Annotated in this window: 24 protein-coding genes and 1 pseudogene; 2 read left to right on the forward strand and 23 right to left on the reverse strand. The window is 65.0% G+C overall.

The genetic code is table 11. The annotated features are described in order from the left end of the window. The 14 genes and pseudogenes from ACLPJJ_RS06460 to ACLPJJ_RS06525 form a co-directional block, all read right to left on the reverse strand. On the reverse strand, nt 1–674 hold a 674-nt coding region (locus ACLPJJ_RS06460; RefSeq protein ID WP_443590155.1), incomplete at its 3' end, for an ABC transporter substrate-binding protein. Continuing rightward, nucleotides 562–1446: pseudogene (locus ACLPJJ_RS06465) on the reverse strand (efflux RND transporter permease subunit); the annotation flags it as partial. The pseudogene ACLPJJ_RS06465 and the gene ACLPJJ_RS06460, both read right to left, overlap by 113 nt. Then, nucleotides 1443–2657 (reverse strand): efflux RND transporter periplasmic adaptor subunit, encoded by a 1215-nt coding sequence (locus ACLPJJ_RS06470; protein WP_443590126.1) that lies wholly within the window; start codon nt 2655–2657, stop codon nt 1443–1445. The pseudogene ACLPJJ_RS06465 and the gene ACLPJJ_RS06470, both read right to left, overlap by 4 nt. 105 nt (nt 2658–2762) lie before the next feature. Beyond that, nucleotides 2763–4034 (reverse strand): serine--tRNA ligase, encoded by a 1272-nt coding sequence (gene serS, locus ACLPJJ_RS06475; protein ID WP_443590127.1) that lies wholly within the window; start codon nt 4032–4034, stop codon nt 2763–2765. Continuing rightward, nucleotides 4027–4812, reverse strand: coding sequence for a twin-arginine translocase subunit TatC (tatC, locus tag ACLPJJ_RS06480; protein WP_443590128.1), 786 nt, complete (start codon nt 4810–4812; stop codon nt 4027–4029). Before tatC ends, serS begins: the two co-directional genes overlap by 8 nt. A 3-nt stretch (nt 4813–4815) precedes the next feature. Continuing rightward, nucleotides 4816–5271 (reverse strand): Sec-independent protein translocase protein TatB, encoded by a 456-nt coding sequence (tatB, locus tag ACLPJJ_RS06485; RefSeq protein ID WP_443590129.1) that lies wholly within the window; start codon nt 5269–5271, stop codon nt 4816–4818. Nucleotides 5272–5290: 19 nt separating this feature from the next. After that, nucleotides 5291–5959, reverse strand: coding sequence for a gamma-glutamylcyclotransferase (locus ACLPJJ_RS06490; RefSeq protein ID WP_443590130.1), 669 nt, complete (start codon nt 5957–5959; stop codon nt 5291–5293). Then, complete coding sequence (gene scpB / locus ACLPJJ_RS06495; protein ID WP_443590131.1) at nt 5956–6576, reverse strand: SMC-Scp complex subunit ScpB; 621 nt, start codon at nt 6574–6576, stop codon at nt 5956–5958. Before scpB ends, ACLPJJ_RS06490 begins: the two co-directional genes overlap by 4 nt. Then, the gene (locus ACLPJJ_RS06500) at nt 6569–7324 is read right to left on the reverse strand and encodes a segregation and condensation protein A (protein WP_443590132.1); all 756 of its coding nucleotides are present in this window, start codon (nt 7322–7324) and stop codon (nt 6569–6571) included. The genes scpB and ACLPJJ_RS06500 overlap by 8 nt, the downstream gene beginning before the upstream one ends. Further along, nucleotides 7308–7991 carry a site-2 protease family protein gene (locus ACLPJJ_RS06505; RefSeq protein ID WP_443590133.1) on the reverse strand — a complete coding sequence of 228 codons (684 nt, stop codon included), beginning with the start codon at nt 7989–7991 and terminating at the stop codon, nt 7308–7310. Before ACLPJJ_RS06505 ends, ACLPJJ_RS06500 begins: the two co-directional genes overlap by 17 nt. Beyond that, the gene (nagZ, locus tag ACLPJJ_RS06510) at nt 7988–8839 is read right to left on the reverse strand and encodes a beta-N-acetylhexosaminidase (RefSeq protein WP_443590134.1); all 852 of its coding nucleotides are present in this window, start codon (nt 8837–8839) and stop codon (nt 7988–7990) included. The genes ACLPJJ_RS06505 and nagZ overlap by 4 nt, the downstream gene beginning before the upstream one ends. Further along, nucleotides 8836–9555 (reverse strand): SPOR domain-containing protein, encoded by a 720-nt coding sequence (locus tag ACLPJJ_RS06515; protein WP_443590135.1) that lies wholly within the window; start codon nt 9553–9555, stop codon nt 8836–8838. The genes nagZ and ACLPJJ_RS06515 overlap by 4 nt, the downstream gene beginning before the upstream one ends. 2 nt (nt 9556–9557) lie before the next feature. Continuing rightward, nucleotides 9558–11297 (reverse strand): arginine--tRNA ligase, encoded by a 1740-nt coding sequence (gene argS / locus ACLPJJ_RS06520; protein WP_443590136.1) that lies wholly within the window; start codon nt 11295–11297, stop codon nt 9558–9560. Nucleotides 11298–11307: 10 nt separating this feature from the next. Further along, nucleotides 11308–12450: a deoxyguanosinetriphosphate triphosphohydrolase gene (locus ACLPJJ_RS06525; protein WP_443590137.1), complete on the reverse strand. Its 1143-nt coding sequence runs from the start codon at nt 12448–12450 to the stop codon at nt 11308–11310. 60 nt (nt 12451–12510) lie between these two features. On the opposite strand from ACLPJJ_RS06525, the gene erpA reads away from it, so the two are divergent. Next, nucleotides 12511–12837 carry an iron-sulfur cluster insertion protein ErpA gene (erpA, locus tag ACLPJJ_RS06530; RefSeq protein WP_443590138.1) on the forward strand — a complete coding sequence of 109 codons (327 nt, stop codon included), beginning with the start codon at nt 12511–12513 and terminating at the stop codon, nt 12835–12837. 105 nt (nt 12838–12942) lie between these two features. Continuing rightward, a complete protein-coding gene (locus tag ACLPJJ_RS06535) occupies nt 12943–13719 on the forward strand; it encodes an exodeoxyribonuclease III (RefSeq protein ID WP_443590139.1) in 777 nt (258 codons plus the stop codon). Between the two features lie 143 nt (nt 13720–13862). Here ACLPJJ_RS06535 and ACLPJJ_RS06540 read toward each other — a convergent pair whose 3' ends face one another. The 9 genes from ACLPJJ_RS06540 to ACLPJJ_RS06580 all read right to left on the reverse strand — a co-directional run bounded on the left by ACLPJJ_RS06540 (nt 13863) and on the right by ACLPJJ_RS06580 (nt 20674). Next, the gene (locus ACLPJJ_RS06540) at nt 13863–14231 is read right to left on the reverse strand and encodes a HesB/IscA family protein (RefSeq protein WP_443590140.1); all 369 of its coding nucleotides are present in this window, start codon (nt 14229–14231) and stop codon (nt 13863–13865) included. Between the two features lie 10 nt (nt 14232–14241). Then, the gene (locus tag ACLPJJ_RS06545; RefSeq protein ID WP_443590141.1) at nt 14242–14607 is read right to left on the reverse strand and encodes an SUF system Fe-S cluster assembly protein; all 366 of its coding nucleotides are present in this window, start codon (nt 14605–14607) and stop codon (nt 14242–14244) included. After that, on the reverse strand, nt 14600–15001 hold the full coding sequence (sufU, locus tag ACLPJJ_RS06550) for a Fe-S cluster assembly sulfur transfer protein SufU (protein ID WP_443590142.1): 402 nt from the start codon (nt 14999–15001) through the stop codon (nt 14600–14602). Before sufU ends, ACLPJJ_RS06545 begins: the two co-directional genes overlap by 8 nt. Beyond that, nucleotides 14998–16236 carry a cysteine desulfurase gene (locus ACLPJJ_RS06555; protein WP_443590143.1) on the reverse strand — a complete coding sequence of 413 codons (1239 nt, stop codon included), beginning with the start codon at nt 16234–16236 and terminating at the stop codon, nt 14998–15000. The genes sufU and ACLPJJ_RS06555 overlap by 4 nt, the downstream gene beginning before the upstream one ends. Beyond that, nucleotides 16233–17330, reverse strand: coding sequence for a Fe-S cluster assembly protein SufD (gene sufD / locus ACLPJJ_RS06560; RefSeq protein WP_443590144.1), 1098 nt, complete (start codon nt 17328–17330; stop codon nt 16233–16235). The genes ACLPJJ_RS06555 and sufD overlap by 4 nt, the downstream gene beginning before the upstream one ends. A gap of 3 nt (nt 17331–17333) precedes the next feature. After that, nucleotides 17334–18077 carry a Fe-S cluster assembly ATPase SufC gene (gene sufC, locus ACLPJJ_RS06565; protein ID WP_443590145.1) on the reverse strand — a complete coding sequence of 248 codons (744 nt, stop codon included), beginning with the start codon at nt 18075–18077 and terminating at the stop codon, nt 17334–17336. Then, nucleotides 18077–19510: a Fe-S cluster assembly protein SufB gene (sufB, locus tag ACLPJJ_RS06570; protein WP_443590146.1), complete on the reverse strand. Its 1434-nt coding sequence runs from the start codon at nt 19508–19510 to the stop codon at nt 18077–18079. Before sufB ends, sufC begins: the two co-directional genes overlap by 1 nt. 1 nt (nt 19511) lies before the next feature. Then, nucleotides 19512–19961 (reverse strand): RrF2 family transcriptional regulator, encoded by a 450-nt coding sequence (locus tag ACLPJJ_RS06575; protein ID WP_443590147.1) that lies wholly within the window; start codon nt 19959–19961, stop codon nt 19512–19514. Between the two features lie 83 nt (nt 19962–20044). Next, complete coding sequence (locus ACLPJJ_RS06580; protein WP_443590148.1) at nt 20045–20674, reverse strand: HAD family hydrolase; 630 nt, start codon at nt 20672–20674, stop codon at nt 20045–20047. Between the last annotated feature and the right edge of the window lie 53 nt (nt 20675–20727).

Below are 20727 nucleotides of genomic sequence, written 5' to 3' on the forward strand. Positions count from 1 at the left end.
TTCGCATAATCGAGGGTGATCATTTGTTGCTGCATCAGTTGATCGAGTTCGCGCTCCCAGCCCGTTGCGGGCTGCGTTTCGCCCATGTGCCACAAGTGCGACGTGCCGTTAAATGTCCATACGTTCATCTCGGGATTGGGATCGGCGTCGCCGCCGCCGAGCCCCATGATCGCAGCGTCATAATCGAAGCTCTGAAACACGCGGTCGATCATGGCGCGAAATTCCAGTGGAACCACATGCACCTGCATTCCTAAATGCGACAAATCGTCCTGCAGCAACGTCGCCATTTTCATGCGCTGGCCGTTCGACGAACTGGTGATGATCGAAAATTCGACAAGCTGGCCGGTTGAATCCCGCAGCTGTCCGGCTGAATTCCACGAATACCCCGCCGATTTCAGCAACTGGCGTGCAGTTTCGATTGATTGTGCCGGATGCGGAAGCGCCATGCTCAACATCCAGCGCCAGCCGAATGCCAATGTCATCGCCACCGTGGATGCGATCAAGCGCGCGCTGCCTGTGCTCACCGCCGGGCTGCCGGCTTCCATGCAGATCGCCGTGATGAGCGATGGCATTGGCATTCGGCTGGCGCTGGATGTTGAGCACAATGGCCGGCGTGCGGTTCGCCCAGGCGCCCAGCTCAGTGTCCTGCGGCGCGGACATGATCTTCGCAACATCGCCAAGATAGACCGGATTGCCGTTCTTGTAGGCAATCACCAGCTTCGCGTACTCGCTGGCATCGGTGATCTGGTCATTGGCGTTGATGGTGAAACTCTGTTTCAGGCCGGAGAAGCTGCCCTTCGGCGAATTGACGTTGAGATTGCCGATATCGGTGCGGATATTATCGATGGAGAGCCCATAGGAGGCGAGCGCCTGCGGGTTCACCTCCACCCGGATGGAGGGCACGTTGCCGCCGCTTACCGTGACCAGGCCGACGCCGGGGATTTCCGAAAGCTTCGAGGCGAGTCGCGCATTGGCGATGTTCTCGACATCGGTGAGGTTCATCGTCTTGGAGGTGATGGCCAGCGTCATCACCGGCGCGTCGGCGGGGTTGACCTTGGCGTAGACCGGCGGGGCCGGAAGGTCGGACGGCAGCAGATTGCCCGCCGCGTTGATCGCCGCCTGCACCTCCTGCTCGGCCACGTCCAGGCTCAACGACAGGTCGAACTGCAAGGTGATAACCGAAGCCCCGGCGGAGCTGGACGAGGCCATCTGGTTCAGCCCGGTCATCTCGCCCAGTTGGCGTTCCAGCGGCGCGGTGACGGCGGATGTCATCACCTCCGGCGAGGCGCCGGGGTAGAAGGTCTGCACCTGGATGGTGGGGTAGGTCACGTCCGGCAAGGCCGAGACGGGCAGGTAGCGGAATGCCACCAGCCCCACCAGCACGAAGGCGATCATCAGCAGCGATGTCGCGACCGGCCGGAGGATAAAAAGCTTGGACGGATTCACTGCGCGGCGGCGGCGTTATGATGGCGGTGGTGATGGTGAGGCTGCGCTGGCGGGTCGCCCGCGGAGGCCACGGCCGGAGTATTTGCAACCTGCACCGCCATGCCGTCGGAGAGGCGGTCCACCCCATCCGTCACCACCACATCGCCGGGGGAGACACCCTTGGTAATGACGGTGTTGGTGCCGTCCGTAGGCCCGGTGGTGACGGGCTGCACATGCACCGTGTCATCCGGCTGCACCACGTACACATAAGCGCCGGGCGCGCCATTCTGCACCGCCTGGGTTGGCACCAGCGTGGCGTTCTGCAGCGTGTTCACCAGCAGGTGCACGTTGACAAACTCGTTGGGAAACAGCGCATTGTCGCTATTGGGGAAATCGGCGCGCAGCTTCACCATGCCGGTGGCGGTGTCGATCTGGCTGTCCACGGCGGAGAGCGTGCCGTCCTCCAGCTTGGTGGTGTCGTCACTCGAATAGGCGGTGGCGGTGAGCTGCGCCCCCTGCCCCAGCCGGGTGAGCACGGGTGCGAGATCGGTCTGCGACACCGAGAAGATGACGGTGGTGGGCGAGATGCTGGTGATCACGGCAAGGCCGGTGGAACTGCCTGAAGTGACGTAGTTGCCAATATCGACGAGGCGCAGGCCGACCCGCCCGCTGATTGGCGAGGTGATGTGGCAATAGACGAGGTTCAGCTTGGCGCTGTCGATATTCGCCTGGTCGGTCTTGGCGGCGGCTTCTTCCTGCCTCACTAGGAATTGCTGGTCAGTCACCTGCTGCTCCGAAATACTGTCCTGCGACGCCAGTTTTTCGTAGCGCGCCAAGTCGGAGCGCGCCTGCGCGAGGGAAGCGTTGTCCTTGGCCAGGGCGGCCTCATACTGCTCCAGCTGGATCTGGTAGGGGCGCGGGTCGATCTGCGCCAGAAACTGCCCGGCCGTGACGCTCTGCCCCTCGGTGAAGGCGACCTGCGTGAGATAGCCGCTGATCTGCGGCAGCACGGTAACCGTGGTGATGGGGGTGACGGTGCCAAGTTCGTCCAGCACCACCGGCATGGCGCCGGAGACAGCCCTGGCTACACCGACCGCCGGCCCGCCCGCCCCGTGCTTCTGCTGCTCCGGGCCGCTATGCCGCCACCAGACGAACAGCCCAAGCAACAGCAGTACAGCCGCAAAAACCCAGCGTTTTCCGATCCGTTTGCGCTGCCCGACCGATTCCGCCACGCTCTTTGCCTCCGCATAAACCGGGCACGCCTATAGCCTTTTCCGGAAGAGATGTCCCAGCACCCAGTTTATCCGTTGATGACAAAGAGTAACTCCCGCCGCGCGTTACGCGGCTGTGATCGTCTCCTGCCCGCCCATGTAGCGGTGCAGCACGCCGGGAATGGTGATGGAACCATCCTCGTTCTGGTAATTCTCCAGCACCGCGATGAGCGCGCGGCCCACCGCCACGCCGGAACCGTTCAGCGTGTGCACGAAATCCGGCTTGCCCTCGCCCGCGCGGTAGCGGGCGTTCATGCGCCGGGCCTGGAAGGCGCGCATATTCGAGCAGGAGGAAATCTCGCGATACGTCTGCTGCCCCGGCACCCAGACTTCAAGGTCATAGGTCTTGGCGGCGGAGAAGCCGGTATCGCCAGCGCAGAGCAGCATGCGCCGGTACGGCAACTCCAGTCGTTCCAGTATGGTCTCTGCCGCACGGGTCATGCGGTCATGCTCGGCCTCGGACTCCTCCGGCGTGGTGATGCTGACCAACTCCACCTTGTTGAACTGGTGCTGGCGCAGCATGCCGCGCACGTCGCGCCCGGCGGAACCGGCCTCGGAGCGGAAGCACGGGGTAAGCGCGGTGATGCGGATGGGCAGCTTGGCTGCGGGCAGAATCTCCCCGGCTGCGAGGTTGGTGAGCGAGACCTCGGCGGTGGGGATCAGCCAGCGGCCATCGGTGGTCTGGAACAGGTCTTCGGCGAATTTCGGCAACTGGCCGGTGCCGAACATGGCGGCGTCGTTCACCAGCAGCGGCACCGTGGTCTCGGAATAGCCGTGCTCGGTGGTATGCACGTCGAGCATGAACTGCCCGAGCGCGCGTTCCAGCCGCGCCAGCGCGCCACGCAGTACGGTGAAACGCGAGCCCGCCAGCTTGGCGGCGCCGGCGAAATCCATCAGCCCCAGCGCCTCGCCCAGCTCGAAATGCTGCTTCACCGGGAAGCTGAATTCGCGCTTGCTGCCCCAGTGCTTGATCACCTTGTTGCCGTTCTCGTCCTTGCCCTCGGGCACGGCGGGATCGAGCAGGTTGGGGATTTTGGAGAGCATGTCACGCAGAAGGCTGTCGAGGCGCGGCGCCTCGGCGTTCAACGCTTCCATCTGCTCGCGCAGGGCCGAGCCCTCTTCCTCCAGCGCGGAGGTGTCGGCTTTGTTGCGCTTGGCCTCGCCGATGCGCTTGGCCAGGGCGTTGCGCTCGGCCTGCAGGGCTTGCAGCTGCGCCACGGCGGCGCGGCGCCGCTCGTCCAATTCCAGCAACTCCGTCGAGATCGGCATGATGCCGCGCCGGGCCAGCCCTGCGTCGAACCCGGCGGCATCTTCGCGGATCGTCTTTATGTCATGCATTGTCAGCGTCCACCTTGGGCTCGACCAGTTTTACGGAAAACACGGAAATCTCGAACAGAAACACCAGCAGCCCGGCCATCAGGCACTGGCTCGGCACGTCCGGCGGCGCCATGATGGCGGCGAGGATAAAGCAGCCGACATAGGCGTAGCGCCGGTATTTACGTAATGCGGCGGCGTTGATGATGCCGACCTTGCCGAGCAGCGTGAGCAGCACCGGCAGCTCGAACGACAGCCCGAAGGCGAAGATCAGCTTCATCACGATATCCAGGTAGTCGCTCACCTTGGCCATCAGCGAGATGTCGATCCCGCCGCCGCCCATGTCCTGGAAGGAGAGGAAGAATTTCCACGCCACGGGGAAAAATACGTAATACGCCAGCGCCCCACCAGCGAAGAACAGGATGGGCGTGACAATGAGGAACGGCAGCAGGGCCCGTTTCTCGCGCTTGTACAGGCCGGGGGCGATGAACAGCCAAAGCTGCGCCGCGATCACAGGGAAGGAAATGAACGCCGCGGCGAAGACCGAAACCTTCACATAGGTGAAGAACGCCTCGTACAGCGCGGTGTAGATCAGCTCCGGCTTCTCGCCCCGGGCTTCCAGCGCATGCGCCAGCGGGGCGGCGAGGAACTCGTAGATTTTCGGCGCAAAATGGTAGCAGACGACAAAGGCCACGATAAAGGCCAGCGCCGACCAGATCAACCGGCGGCGCAACTCCGCCAGGTGCTCCAGCAGGGGCATTTCCTTGTCGTTGATCTCGTCATCGGGCTTGGTATCGGCCATGACTCAGAACCCCCAGCGCTTGGTGCCAGGCGGGATGAAGCCCGGCACGGGCGGTTTGCGGGCGGCATCGGGCGGGATGAAATCCGGCGCGTCGGGCAGTTCCTCCACCACCGGGGACGGCGGTGTGTAGCCCTGGGCGGCAACCGGCGAGGCCGAGGCGGCAGCAGCCTCGGCAGCCTGCTTCATCGTGGCGCGCATGGAGCCGTCTGGGTCAACCGTCTGCTCCGCGGCGGTTTTGAAATCGAAGCGGCGGAGCTTGTCGATCTCGGTTTTCACGTCCGAGAGATTGGCCTCGCGCATCATCTCGTCGACATGGCCCTGGAACTCGGCGGCCATGCCCCTCGCCTTCTTGATGAAGCTGGTGACGGTGCGGATGGCGATCGGCAAATCCTTCGGGCCGATGGCGATGAGCGCCACAGCCAGGATCAACGCTATCTCACCCCAGGACAATCCGAACATGGCGGTGTGCTAGCAGGCTCTAGCGTTTCGGCAAAGCCGCCGCGATGCGCGACAACCCGGTATCGCGCACGCCGAGCTGGCGCAGATGGGTGATGGTGTTCTCCAGATACTCGCGGCAGCTGCCCAGATCGCCCTGGGCGGTGGCGATGATCGCGGCGGCCTGCTCCAGCGTGAGCTCGCGCGTGTAGCGCGGATGCGCGTGGTTGATGACGAAGGTCAGCGCCTTGAAGCGCTCCCCGCCCGCCTCCAGCGTGACCCAGCGGGCATTATAGGAGCCACCATACATCTCGCGCTGCCAGAGCAGCCCCAGCTCCTGCGGCACTTTTGCCGCCTCGATGCGGAAGGCCACGCCCCGGCAGGCACCGCCCCGGTCCAGCGCCAGCATCAGGCCCGGACGCTCCGGCGTGCCGCGGCCCATATACATCTTCAAGCAGAAGCGCCGGTGCCAGCCGTGCAGCAGGGCGCAGCGCTTCTCCACATAATCGAAAGCCGGGTTCCAGATGAGCGAGCCATAGCCGAAGACCCAGAGGTCCTCTTCCGGGCCGAGCGCGGTCAGAGCCTCCTGCAGCAGCCGGGCCATTTCCGCCTCGGTCCGCCAGTGCATGTCGGGGTGCGAGGCCGCATAATGCCGTTGCATCTCCCGCACGGCGCCGTTCAGCAGCGTCTCCCGGGTGATGCGCAACGTCATGGCGCCTCGTCTTCCGTTTCGGGGGCTTCCTCGGGCTCGGCGGCGGCCTGATCCTCCGGCTGGAAGACCGAAGCGGGCGGCGGCGCAAGCGCCGGGCCGGCGGGGTCGATCAGCAATTCCTCGCGCTTGGGCAGGTCGCGCAGATCGTTCAGGCCGAATTGCGCCAGGAAGGCCGGGGTGGTGCCCCAGAGCGTGGGGCGGCCCGGCGTCTCCTTGCGGCCCTTGGGCGTGATCAGCCCGTTCTCCAGCAGCAGGTCCAGCGTGTTCTGCGACAGCGCGGCGCCGCGGATTTCCTCGATTTCCGTGCGCGTGACCGGCTGGTGGTAGGCGATGATGGCCAGCGTCTCCATGGCGACGCGCGGCAGGCGGCGCGGAAGCTCAACCACCTTGCGCAGATGCGGGGCAACATCCGGCGCGGTGCGGAACTGCCAGCCGCCGCCCACCTGCACCAAGTTCACTCCACGCTCGGCATAGGCGGTGGTGAGCGCGCCCATCACCGCGTCCACGTCGGAATTCTCGGGCAGGAGGTTGACCAGCACGCGCGGCGTGACCGGCTGCGTGGCAGCGAAAACCACAGCTTCCGCCAAACGCAGGGCCTGGGTTATGTCGTCACTCATCGCCTGCCTCGATCTCCGTCCGGTTACGCATCAGAATCGGGCCGAATCGCTGGTCCTGCCGCAAATTCAAGCGTCCATCTTTGGCCATTTCCAGCCCAGCGATCAAGGTGGAAGCGATGGCGACGCGCTTGGGCAGCCCGTCCTCCAGGCCCTCGGGCAGGAATTGCTCCAGCGAGGCCCAGTCCGGCACGGAGCCCAGTAACCGGCCGATGCGCTCAAGCGCCTCGCGCACCGAGAGATAGACCATGGGCCTGGGCTTGTAGCGCAGCTTGGCCCCGGCGCGGCGGCGGGCGGCGAGATAGGCCGAAAGCAGCCCGGCCATCTCCACCTTCAGCTTGGAGCGGTCGGTCTCGGTGAAATCCTCCGGCATGCCACAGGTGAACACGTCCCACCCGAGCTGCGGCTTCTGCCCCAGCCAGGCGGCGGCTTGGCGCATGGCCTGCAGGTCGATGAGGCGGGCGGCCAGGGTCTCGGCGGCCAGCTCGGCATCCTCGGGCTCGCCGAGCTGGGGCACCAGCAGGCGGGATTTCAGCCAGGTCAGCCAGGCGGCCATCACCAGCCAGTCGGCGGCGAGTTCCAGGCGGACGCGGCGCGCGCCCTCGATGACGGCGAGGAACTGCTCGACCAGTTGCAGGATGGAGATTTTGGCGAGGTCCACCTTCTGCGTGCGGGCGAGCTCGAGGAGCAGGTCCAGCGGACCGTCGTACCCCTCCAGATGCAGCACCAGCGCTTCAGCTTCCACCGTCATTTCCCGTGAGAACCAGGACCAGATGTTCCGCCCAGGGCAGGATTTTGTCCATGGCCGCCTGGAAGGGGTCGAAGGCGATGCCGAACTGCCCTAAAACCGTGGGCAGCACGAAAAGCACCAGCAGCACCAGGAGGATGCCCAGGCGCTCGGTCTGCGCCAACCGGATAGCCAAAGGCAGCGGCAGCACAGCGACAGCGACGCGCCCGCCATCCAAGGGCGGCAGGGGGATGAGGTTGAACAGTCCGAGCACGAGATTGATCTCGATGAAATAGGCCAGGTATTCCAGCGCCACGCCGCTATGCAGGGCAAACCCGGCGGCCAGCGCCAGGGCGAAGTTCATCGCCGGGCCTGCGATGCCCACCACCCCCATCAGGCGGCGCGGGTCGTAGCGGCCATTGATGTTTAGATTCAATGGATTAATGGGCACCGGCTTGGCCCAGCCGTAGAGAAACTCGACATGGCCGATGGTGGCGATCTGCGCAAAGGCGAGCAGCAGCGGCAGGGCGACGGAGCCGAACGGGTCCACATGCTTCAGCGGGTTGAGGGTGAGCCGCCCTGCGTTCTTGGCGGTCTCGTCGCCCAGCAGATGCGCGACATAGCCATGCGCCAGCTCGTGCAGGATGATGGCCGGGGCCAGAGCCAGCAGGAAGAGCAGCAGCCCGTTCATGCCAGCGCCTCCAGCACCGCGCGGTTGCCCGCCATGTCGCCGGGGCAATAGAGCGCGATATCACACCCCGCCGCGAGCGCCGCCACTGCCCGCTCGGCCGGTGTGCCACCGGACAGCGCGCCCATGGCCAGATCGTCGGAGACCAGCGTGCCGGTGAAGCCGATTTTACCCCTGATAATCTCGCTGATAACGGTTTTCGAGAGCGTGGCCGGGTGGTGCGGGTCGATGGCTTCGTAAACCACATGCGCTGTCATCGCCCAGGGCAGCGCCTTGTTGCGGATGAACGGCAGCAGATCATCCTCGTGCAGCTCTGGCACGCGCGGCAGCGAGACGTGGCTGTCCACCAGGGCGCGGCCATGGCCGGGGATGTGTTTCATCACCGGGGTGACGCCTTCCGCCATGATTCCACGGGCGATCTCGCCGCCCAAAGCCGCGACGGTGGCGGCATCGCCGGTGATGGCGCGGTCGCCAACGACATCTGACGCACCGGGAACGCGCAGATCCAGCACCGGGGCGGCGGTCATGGTGAAGCCAGCCTCACGCACCATGGCGCCGAGGGCGCGGCCATGGGCGAAGGCCTCTTCCGGCGTGCGCAGGCTGCCCGCAGGCGGCAGCGCGGGCCAATGCGGCGGCTTGAGCCGGGCGACGCGCCCGCCCTCCTGATCCACCATCAGCACCGCGCCTTCTGGCAAGGCGTCGCGCAAATTATCATTAAGTTCAGTGAGTTGTGTTTGATTTTCGATATTGCGGCTGAACAGAATGACGCCGCGCGGGCGGTGTTCCAGAAACAGGGCGCGCTCATCCGGCGTCAGCACCGGACCGGAAATGCCGAGGATCGCGGGCTTCAAAACGCCGCCACCGCGCATTGCGCGCCCTTCGCGGTGAGCTGGGCGCAGAAAGATTTCGCCGCGTCGGTGCTCGGGAAGCCGGAGACGCGCAGACGCCAGACGCTCTGGCCATTCACCACTGCGGGGATGATCACGGGTTTCTTATCCCCCAAAAGGTCAGGGTATTTCTTCTGCAGGCTGGCCCAGGTGGAAGCCGCGCTGGGCTCATCCTGCGTTGCGGCAAGCTGCACGTCAGTTGGTGCGCCGGGGGCCGCCGCGCTGGCCTGGGGCGCGGGGGCAGCGGCGGCAGGCGCCGGAGCGGATTGGGCGGCAGCAGGCTGGGGGGTAGCCGCGGGCGCGGCGGCTGGGGGCGCGGGGGGCGGCTGGTTCAACCCCGCAGCCTGGTCCAGTTCCGCCACGTCGGGGGCCTGCCCGGCGGGAGCAAGCTGAGGTGTGGCGCCACTGCCGGTATCGCCAGACATGATCGGCACATTCGCCCCTGGCACCACCAGCCCGCCCGGGCTGGCGGGGGCGATGCGCAGCGGCGTGTCGGGCGGGTTAACGACCGGCGGCGGGCCGAACCCGCCGGTGCGGAACCCGCTCCAGCCCAGCGCAACAACGATGACGAGCATGGACACGCCGCCCGCCGCAAAGACCATGCGGCGCAGGGCGGGGTCGAGGCGCTCGCCCCTCGCCCGATGCGGCTGGTAGAGAAAATCGTCGTCCGGGTCCTGCAAGCCTATCTCATCTCCTCGACCGGCTTCACGCCAAGCACGGCGAGGCCCGAGCGAAGCACGATCGCGGTGGCGGCGACAAGCGCGACGCGCGCGGCCGTCTCGGCGGGTTTGTCTTCCTGCAGGAATCGCAGAGCGGCGTTATCGCGCCCGGCATTCCACAGGGCGTGGAAATCGCCCGCCAGCTCGTACAGGAAGAACGCCACGCGATGCGGCTCGCGCGACTCGGCTGCCTGCTCGACGAGGCGCGGCCAGGTGATGAGCCGGCGGATCATCGCCATCTCCTCCGGCGCGGTGAGGCTGGAGAGGTCTGCCTGCGCGTCCACCGCCGGAGCGGCGCGCAGCACCGAGCGGCAGCGCGCATGCGCGTACTGCACGTAGAACACCGGGTTATCGCGCGTCTGCGCCACGGCGGCGTTGAGGTCGAAATCCATCTGCGCGTCGGATTTGCGCATCAGCATGAGGAAGCGCACCGCATCCGGCCCGACCTCGTCGATGAGGTCGCGCAGCTCGACGAAGGTGCCCGCGCGCTTGCTCATGCGTACCGGCTCGCCATCCTTCATCACGCGCACGATCTGGCACAGCACCACGTCCAGCCGCGCGGGTGTGCTGCCGGAGAGCGCCTTCACCGCCGCCTGCATGCGCTTCACATAGCCGCCATGGTCTGCACCCCAGACGTCGATCATGGCGTTAAAGCCGCGCGTCATCTTGTCGGCATGGTAGGCGATGTCATTGGCGAAATAGGTAAAGGAGCCGTCCGACTTGGCGATCGGGCGGTCCACGTCATCGCCAAATTGGCTGGCGCGGAAGAGCTCCTGCTCGCGCGGCTCCCAGTCATCCGGCGTCTTGCCCTTGGGCGGCTCCAGAATGCCGCGATAGATCAGCCCCTGGTCGCTCAACCGTTGCAGGCCGCGCGCCACGCCGCCGTTTTCCACCAGTGCGCGCTCGGAAGAGAATACATCATGCACCACGCCGAGGGCCGCGAGGTCATCGCGGATCAGCTCCATCATCCGGGCCACGGCGAAGTCGCGGAAGGTGTCGAGCCAGTTGGCCTCCGGCGTCTCGGCGAACTGGTCGCCATATTGCGCCGCCAGCGCCTCGCCGATGGGGATGAGATAGGCCCCGCCATACTGCATGCCGCCCTGCACGGTCTCGATATAAGCTTCCGGCGAGAGCTTCAGCGCCTCCAGGTAGCGGACATAGACCGAGCGGGCGAGCGCGATGACCTGCGCCCCGGCATCGTTGATGTAATATTCCTTGGTGACGTCATACCCCGCCTTGGCCAGCAGGTTGGACAGCGCGTCGCCCACCACGGCGCCGCGGCAATGGCCGACATGCAGCGGCCCGGTGGGGTTGGCGGAGACATACTCCACGTTGATTTTCTGTTCCCGTGCAGCCCCCTGCCCATAGGCTTCGCTGGCGGCAAGGATGATGGGCAACTGCGCCAGAAGGAGTTCCGGGGCCAGGGAAAGGTTGACGAAGCCCGGTCCGGCGGCCTCGGCCTTGGCGATGCCCGGCTGCGCCGCCAGGCGCTCAACCAGCGCGGCAGCCAGCTCGCGCGGATTCTTGCCGGCGGGCTTGGCCGCGATCATGGCGGCGTTGCTGGCCATGTCCCCATGCGCGGGGTCCTTGGTCGGGGTGACCTCGACGCGAGCCAGGACATCCTCGGACAGGCCGGGGGCAAGGGCGGCAAGCGCGCGCAGCACAATGCCGCGCAGGGCGGCGTATAGATTCTCTTCGCTCATGGACATGCTTTCAGGCAGGGACGGCGGGGTCGGTCAACCGGGAAAATTCATCGAGGGCGTAGCGGTCGGTCATGCCCGCCACGTAATCGCGCACCACCTCGGCGGCTTGCTGGGTGCCGCCCTTGCCGGCGCGGTCGCGCCAGTCATCGGGCAGCAGGCCGGGCTGCTGCAACAGCAGGGTGGTAAGCGTCTTGGCCACATGCTCGGCCTTGTGCGTCTGCCGGTTGACGCGCCAGTGCCGGTACATGCGGGCGAACAGGAACCGCTTCAGTGCCACATTGGCGGCGCGGATCTCGGCGGAGAAGCCGATCACGGGGCCGGGCGCGTTGCGGATGTCCTCGGTGCTTTGCGGGTTAAGCTCGGCGAGGCGGCGCCGGCTCTCCTCCAGCGCATCGTGGACCAGGGTATTGATGACCGCCCGGCTCAACTCGTGGCGGACGCGGTTCTTCGCCGTGGTAAGGGACTGGGCGCGGCGCACCAGATCGCCGATCACCGGCAGGTCCAGAATGTCCTCGAACTCGAACAGCCCGGCGCGCAGCCCGTCGTCGAGGTCGTGGGTGTTGTAGGCGATGTCGTCAGAGAAGGCGGCAACTTGCGCCTCGGCCGAGGTCTGGCGCGAAAGGTCGAGCGGCATCACCCCGTTGAACGAGGCGATGGTCGGCGGCGGGTTCTTCAGCGGCCCGTTATGCTTGGCCAGGCCCTCCAGCGTCTCCCAGGAGAGGTTCAGGCCGTCGAAGGCCGCATAACGCTGCTCCAGCAGGGTGACGACCCGGAAGCTCTGGTCGTTATGGTCGAAGCCGCCGAACTCCTTCAGTGCCTCGTTCAGCCCGCGCTCGCCGGCATGGCCGAAGGGCGGGTGGCCGAGGTCATGCGCCAGGGCCAGACATTCGGTGAGGTCCTCGTCCAGCCCCAGAGAGCGGGCGATGGAGCGGGCGATCTGCGCCACCTCCAGGCTGTGAGTAAGCCGGGTGCGGTAGAAATCCCCCTCACGCGTGACGAACACCTGCGTCTTGTACTGCAGCTTGCGGAAGGCCGAGCAGTGCACCACGCGGTCGCGGTCGCGCTGGTAGGGGCTGCGATCGTCCGAATCCGGCTGGGCGTGCTGGCGGCCGCGCGAATCCCGCGCCTGCACCGCATAGGGGGCTTTTGTCATGGCTCTGCCTTAACGCAGCGCACCCTTACCTCCAAGGCCCTGGCGGACTATATAGACGGCATGAGCTTTACCATCTCTTCCAATGCCGCTGCCCGCGTGGCGGAAATCCTGGCCAGCGAGCCCGGCGCGCAGGCGCTGCGGGTGGAGGTGCTGGCCGGCGGCTGTTCCGGCCTGCAGTATAAATTCGACCTCACGCAGACGCAGAATCCGGATGACCTCGTCATCGAGCAGGGTGGCGCGAGAGTGCTGGTGGACCCGGTGAGCCTCGATTTCCTCGCCGGAGCGGAGTTGGACTTCAAAGACAGCCTGATGGGCGCGCATTTCCTGGTGCAGAACCCCAACGCCACCGCCTCCTGCGGCTGCGGGACATCGTTCTCCGTTGAGTGAACGTCATTGCGAACGCAGCAAAGCAATCCATCTTGCGCGCGGTACCGGGAATGAAAATGGATTGCTTCGGCCGCGACGCGGCCTCGCAATGACGGGGATGGGACAATGCCGCGCATAACCACGTGGAACGTGAACTCCGTGCGCATGCGCGAGGCGCATGTGGCGGATTTCCTCGCGCGCGAGCAGCCGGACTATCTGCTGCTGCAGGAGATCAAGTGCGAGGAGCATCAGTTCCCCGGCCTCACCTTCAAGAATCTCGGCTACGATGCCGTGGTGGTCGGGCAGAAATCCTATAACGGCGTCGCCATTCTGCACCGCACGCCGGTGGAGGTCACCTTACGCAAGCTGCCAGGCATGACCGAGGCGGATGCGCATTCGCGCTACGTGGAGGTGGAGGCGCAGGGAATGCGGATCGGCGGGCTGTATCTGCCGAATGGCAATTCCGGCGGCGAGCCGGGCTATGCCTACAAGCTGGAATGGATGGACAATTTGCGCAAGCACGCCGAGGCGCTGATCGAGGCAGATGCGGATTTCATCCTGGCCGGGGATTACAACGTATGCCCCACCGATGCCGATTTCGCGCCGCGCGCCCTGGCCCCGGGCGATGCGCTGATTCGCCCGGAGACCCGCGCCGCCTTTAACGCGCTGGTCTATACCGGGTTGACCGAGGCGGTGCGCGCCCTACACCCGCGTGAAACGCTCTACACCTTCTGGGACTATCAGGCGGGCGCGTGGGACCGGAATTCCGGCCTGCGCATCGACCACGCGCTGCTCTCGCCTCGGCTGGCGGAACGGCTGGTTTCCGTCACCATCCACAAGGACGAGCGGGCCAAGCCGCAGCCCTCCGACCATGTGCCGGTGACGGTGGAGCTTTCCGACTAGGAGTTCCCTTCAAAACCCTACTATGCCGGCCGCCTGGCGCCGCATTTCTGCGCTCGGTGCTCACGTACTCCAACGTACGCTCCGCTCCGGTGCTCGTAATACGGCACCATTCGCCTCGGCCTAACGGGTTTTTGAAAGGAACTCTAAACGTGAAAGCTCTCGCCGCAGCCGCAGCGGCCCTTTTCGTTCGGGTTTTCGAAGGTGAAGCCGCGGGTGAGCTTGTCTTCCCTGTAGTCCATCATGGTGCCGATCAGGAATAGCGTGGCCTTGCGGTCCACCAGTACGGTGAGGCCTTGGCTGGTCACCGTCTCGTCCTGCGGGCCGGGGGCTTCAACCCAGTTCATCTCGTAGGACATGCCGGAACAGCCGCGCGTGTTCACTGAAATGCGCAGCAGCTTACCGGCTTCCGCGCCCTCGTATAGCTTGCGCAGACGCCCCGCGGCGGCATCGGTGAGCTGCATCAGCGGCGGGAGTTCGCGTTTCGGTGTCGCGGGCGTGATCGTGGTGCTCATTGCATCTACCTCAGAACATGTTCAGCGAGAGGCGGGCCTCTTCGCTCATGCGGCTCTGGTCCCATGGCGGGTCCCAGACCGTATCGACCGTAACTTCGCCGACGCCATCGATGCAGGCAACCGCGTTGCGCACCATCTCCGGCAGTTCCTGCGCTGATGGACAGCCAGGTGCCGTCAGCGTCATCTCGATCTTCACATCGTTATTGTCGCTGATCTCGATGGCGTAGATCAGGCCAAGCTCGTAGATGTTCACCGGGATTTCCGGATCGTACACGGTGGCGATGGCGCCGATCACGGCATCTTCCGAAACATTCGGGCTGGTTTCACCATCAGGCGTCCAGGCGGTCACGGGAACCATTTTTTCAACGTCAGACATGGTGCAGGGCCTCGGTCAGCGCGCTCCAGGGCAGCGTGGCGCAACGTATGCGGGAAGAGAATTCAGCGATGCCGGCAAGCGCGTTCAGCTCGCCCAGCGCAGGGTTCTCGCGCCCGGTGGTGACGAGCGTCTCGAAATCCCGGCTGATTTGCTCGATCTGCGCCAGGGTCTTGCCGGCCACGGCATCGGCCATGAGGTCAGCGCTGGCGTTCACGATGGCGCAGCCTTCGGCTTCGTAATGCACATCCATGCCCGCGCGGCTGAGGTACACGCGCACCTTGTCGCCGCAGATCGGGTTGGCGCCCTGCCCTTGCGCGTCGAACCGCGCGGGCTTGCCGGCGTGCAGCGGATGTTTGTGGCGCTCCACGATGAGCGCCTGGTACGGATGGCTCATTCGAAAATCCGCTTGATGCGATGCAGCCCCGCGGCGAGCGCGTCAATTTCCTCGTGCGTCGTGTACATGCCAAACGAGGCGCGCGCCGTGCCGGTCACGCCCATGCGGCCCATCAACGGCTGGGCGCAATGGTTCCCGGCGCGAACGGCGATGCCCTGGCGGTCGAGCAGCGTGGCGATGTCATGCGCATGCGCGTCGTGCATGGTAAAGGAGATGACGCCACCGCGATCCTGCGCCTGCCCGATGATGCTCACGCCCTCGATATTGCTCAGCGTCGCCAGCGCATGCTCGGTCAGCGCACGCTCATGCGCGGCGATGGCATCGAAGCCGATGCCCTGCACATAGTCGACGGCGGCACCCAACCCGATCGTCTCGATGATCGCGGGCGTGCCAGCCTCGAACCGGTAAGGCGGCTTGGCCCAGCTCGATTTTTCATAACTCACGTTGGCGATCATCTCGCCCCCGCCCATGAAAGGCGGCATCGCCTCCAGCAATTCCCGCTTGGCGTAGAGCACACCGATGCCGGTCGGGCCATACAGCTTGTGGCCGGAGAAGACGTAGAAATCGGCGTCGATGGCCTGCACGTCGATCTGCCGGTGCACGATGGCCTGGCAACCGTCGATGAGGATCTTGGCGCCGCGCTCATGCGCGAACTTCGCCAGACGCTCAACCGGCGTGTAGGAGCCGAGTACGTTGGACATCTGGGTGATGGCCAGCAGCTTCACCTTGCCGTCGGCGAAGACCTGCTCCAGCGAGTCGAAATCGATCTCGCCGGCATCGGTAATCTTGACGAACCGCAGTTCCGTGCCGTGCGCGTCGCGCAGCATCTGCCAGGGTACGAGATTAGCGTGGTGCTCCATCTGCGACACGGCGACGGCATCGCCCGGCTTCAGCGTGGCGCGGCCATAGGTATAGACCACGAGGTTGATGGACTCCGTGGCGTTGCGCGTAAACACGATCTCGTCCCGCGAGGCGGCGTTGATGAAACCCGCCACCTTGTCACGCACGGCTTCATACGCGTCGGATGTTTTTTCCGACATGTAGTGCAGGCCGCGATGCACGTTGGCGTATTGCGATTCCATCACAAACGTCATGGCGTCGATCACGGCGCGGGGCTTTTGCGCGGAGGCGGCGGAGTCCAGAAACACCAGCTTCTTGCCGTGCACCTGCTGCTTGAGGATCGGGAAATCCTCGCGGATCGCGGCGACGTCGAATTTTTGCAGCGTGGTGCTCATTGCTTCACCCACCAGTCGTCGATCGCGGTTTCCAGCAGGGCTTTCGCGTCCGGCTGCGCCACCGGCTCCAGCGCTTCTTCCAGGAAGGCGCGGATCAGCATCGACCGTGCCTGTGCCTCAGGGATGCCGCGCGAGCGCAGGTAGAACACCTGGTCCTCATCCAGCGCGCCGATGGTGGCGCTGTGGCTGCACTTCACGTCGTCGGCGAAAATCTCCAGCTCGGGCTTGATGTCCATCTCGGCGCCAGGAGAAAGCAGCAGCGCCTGGCTCAGCTGGAAGCCGTCGGTCTTCTGCGCCACGCGGTCCACCTCGATGCGCCCCTGGAACACGCCGCGAGCCGTGTCGGCCAGCACGGACTTCACCGTCTGGCGCGAAGCGCAGGACGGCGCCTTGTGCGCCACCACCGAGGTGAAATCGCCGTGCTGGGTGTCTTTGAGCAGCTGCGCGGCGTTGAGATGCGCCCGCGCGCCGGTCCCGGCGAGCGTGGCGTGGATTTCCGTGCGGGAGAGTTTCGCACCTATGGTGGCGGTGAAATGCTCGTAGGACGCAGCCTCCGCCATATGCGCACGGATGGTGGCAAGGTTAAATGCCTCGCGGCTTTCATCCTGTAGCCTGATATGCGTCAACGCCGCGCCATGCGCCAACGTGATATCGGTAACTGGATTATGCCAGTACACGCCATCGCCCTTGGCGATTTCGATCAGCGTGAGCTTCGCGCCCTCGCCCAGCGTGATGCGGTGGCGCAGGTGAAAGGCAAAGGGCTCAGCACCCGAGGCGTGGGAGATGAGCAGCACAGTGCCGGCATCCGTGCCTGCGGGGATGTGCAGAGTCGCACCGTCATGCGCCTGCTCGGCATTGATACGGGCCATCGGCTGTGCCGACTCTTCCGCAACAGCCGTGAAGCTTTGCGAAAACGCCAACGGCGAGGACAGCTCCGCCGCCAGGACGCCGTTGAGGAACACCAGCCGCGGCAGTGCCAGTTCCGGCAACGCCGGAACGGAAGCGGGCGGCGGGGCGGAAAATTCGATGCTGGAGAGCGGACGCAGATCGGTATAGCGCCAGGCTTCCAGTTTTTTGGTGGGCAGCGCGGTCATGGCTTACGCCGCTTCCAGCCCAGCATAGCCATGCGCCTCAAGCTCCAGCGCCAGCTCCTTCGGCCCGGAGCGCACGATGCGCCCGGCGGAGAGCACATGCACCACATCCGGCACGATATGGTCGAGCAGGCGCTGGTAATGGGTGATGACCAGGGCGGAGAAGTTCGGGCTGCGCAGGGCATTCACGCCATCCGCCACGATCTTCAGCGCGTCGATGTCCAGGCCGGAATCGGTTTCGTCGAGAATGGCAAGGCCAGGCTGCAACAGCGCCATCTGCAGCATCTCGTTGCGCTTCTTCTCGCCGCCGGAGAAGCCGACGTTCACGTTGCGCTTGAGGAAGTCCTCTTTCATGTGCAGCGACTTCACCGCCGCACGGGCGAGCTTGAGGAAGGCGACCGCGTCCAGTTCCTCCTCGCCGCGCTTGCGGCGGATGGCGTTCAACGCTGTGCGCAGGAAATTGGCGTTGCCCACGCCGGGCAGTTCCACAGGGTACTGGAAGGCCAGGAAGATGCCAGCTGCCGCGCGGTCTTCCGGCGGCAGTTCCAGGATGTTCTGGCCGTTATAGATGACCTCGCCCTCGGTAACGTCGTAACCCTCGCGCCCCGAGAGCACGTAGGAGAGCGTGGACTTGCCCGCCCCGTTCGGGCCCATGATAGCGTGGATCTCGCCCTCCGGCACGGTCAGGTTCACACCGCGCAGGATTTCCTTATCGCCAATGCGCGCATGAAGATTCTTGATTTCCAACATCAGCCGACAGAGCCTTCCAGAGAAACAGACAGTAGTTTTTGCGCCTCGACGGCGAATTCCATGGGGAGTTCCTTCAGAACATCCTTGCAGAAACCATTCACGATCAGCCCCACCGCATCTTCCTGGCTGAGGCCGCGGGAGCGGCAGTAGAACAGCTGATCCTCGGCAATCTTCGAGGTGGTGGCTTCATGTTCCACTTTTGCCGAGCTGTTGCGGCTCTCGATATAGGGCACGGTATGCGCGCCGCACTGGTCGCCGATCAGCAGGGAGTCGCATTGCGTGTGGTTGCGCGCACCCGAGGCGGCAGCGGAAATGCGCACCAGGCCGCGATAGGTGTTGTTGGAATGGCCAGCGGAAATACCTTTGGAGACGATCGTGCTGGTAGTGTTCTTGCCCAGATGGATCATCTTGGTACCGGTATCGGCCTGCTGGAAATTATTGGTCACGGCCACGGAGTAGAATTCGCCCACCGAGCCATCGCCCTGCAGGATGCAGCTCGGATATTTCCAGGTGATCGCCGAGCCTGTTTCCACCTGTGTCCAGGAGATTTTCGAATTCCTGCCCCGGCAGGCACCACGCTTGGTGACGAAATTATAGATCCCGCCTTTGCCTTGGGCATCGCCGGGGTACCAGTTCTGCACCGTGCTGTACTTAATCTTCGCCTCGTCCATCGCCACCAGCTCGACCACGGCGGCATGCAACTGGTTCTCGTCGCGCATCGGCGCGGTGCAACCTTCCAGGTAGGAGACGCTGGCGGCTTCGTCGGCGATGATCAGCGTGCGCTCGAACTGCCCGGTATTGCGGGCGTTGATGCGGAAATAGGTGGACAGTTCCATCGGGCAGCGCACCCCCTTGGGGATGTAGACGAAGCTGCCATCGGAGAACACGGCGGAGTTCAGCGCGGCGAAGTAATTATCCCGCACCGGCACCACCGAGCCGAGATATTTGCGCACCAGATCGGGGTGCTCGCGCACGGCCTCGGAGATCGGGCAGAAGATCACCCCCGCTTTCGAGAGTGTCTCGCGGAAGGTTGTCGCCACGGAGACGGAGTCGAACACCGCATCCACCGCCACGCCGGCCAGCGCCGCGCGCTCGTTCAGCGGGATGCCCAGCTTCTCGTAGGTTTTCAGAAGCTCGGGGTCCACCTCGTCCAGTGATTTCGGCTGCGCCTTGGCCGGTGCGGCGTAATAGTAGAGGTCCTGATAATTGATCGGCGGGTGCGAGATGCGCGCCCAATCCGGTTCCTCCATCTGCTTCCAGGCGGCGTAAGCCTTCAGCCGCCATTCCAGCATCCATTCCGGCTCATCCTTCTTGGCCGAAATCAGGCGAATGATGTCCTCATTCAGCCCGCGCGGGAATTCCTCCATCTCGATATCGGTGGTGAAGCCGTATTTGTATTTCTGCTCGGCAATCGCCTGCATGTTAGCGGACATTTTACGCAACCTCGTTCATCGGCTGGGGCAGGCGCAAACCGGGCGGCAGCGCCGCGGCGGCCATGTCAGCCAGGGTAATATCGGTCAGCGCCTTGCGGATCGCCTCGTTCACCGGGTCCCAGCGGCCCGCCACGGGGCAAAGTGACTGGCTCTCGCATGTGCTGGTCGCCCCCTCCACGCAGGAGGTGAGCGCGATGGGGCCGTCGATGGCGCAGATGACCTCGGCGACGGCGATGCCGGAGAGCGGCCGGCCGAGCCGGTAGCCCCCGCGCGCGCCACGGGTGGAAATGACCAGCCCCTGCCCCGCCAGCGCCTTGAGCACCTTGGCCACAGTGGGCTCTGGCACGCCGATGGCCGCGGCAATGCCGGGAGAGGTTTCCACCCCTTCCGCCGCGCTCAGCCGCACCAGGGCCGCCACGGCGTAATCGGTCAGGCGTGAGAGTTTCAGCATCGGCGCTCCGTTAAGCGGACCTGTTTGGTCCTGTTTGGCAAATGGGGCATGTGGAGCGTCTCGTCAACCCCGATTCCCGGCGCTCAGCCACCCAGCCTGGCGATGAGTTCCGGCAACTCCCCGGGCGTGTGAGCGGTAAAGCTGGACTCGGCCTCGCCATACCCCCAACTGACGAAAATCCCCGGCAGCCCGAGCCCGGTGGCGGCCAGGATGTCGTTGGCATGATCGCCGATCATCACCGCCTCGCCAACCTCCAGCTCGGCCAGGGTGGCGGCCAGATGACGCGGGTCGGGCTTTTTGTACGGAGTGGAATCACCGCCAACCACGGCGCCGAAGAACGGCGCCAAACCCAGCTCATCCAGGATTTTCTGTGCCGGGCCGATCGGCTTGTTGGTGCACACGCCGAGCGAATGGCCCGCCTCGCGCAGCCCCGCCAGCACTGGCGGAATGCCTGCATAGGCGACCGTTTCCACCACCGGGTTGGCGTTGTAATCAGCCAGGAAGGCTGCCAGATGCCGCGGCTCCGCCCGTACCCCATGCGCGGCGAAGGCCCGTTCCAGCAGCTGCCTGGCGCCGTCGCCGATCATCCCCCTTATGGCCTCCAGGCTATGCGGAGCCAGCCCGTCCGCCGCCAGCACGCGGTTGACCGAGGCGGCGATGTCGGGGGCTGAATCGATCAGCGTGCCATCCAAGTCGAAGATCACAGCGCGCATGAAATACTCCGTCGTATAATTTGACTTTTCGTGCCTTTGACACGGAAGCGGCG

The organism is Acidocella sp., from assembly GCF_052326845.1.
In the GTDB taxonomy this organism is placed as follows: domain Bacteria; phylum Pseudomonadota; class Alphaproteobacteria; order Acetobacterales; family Acetobacteraceae; genus Acidocella.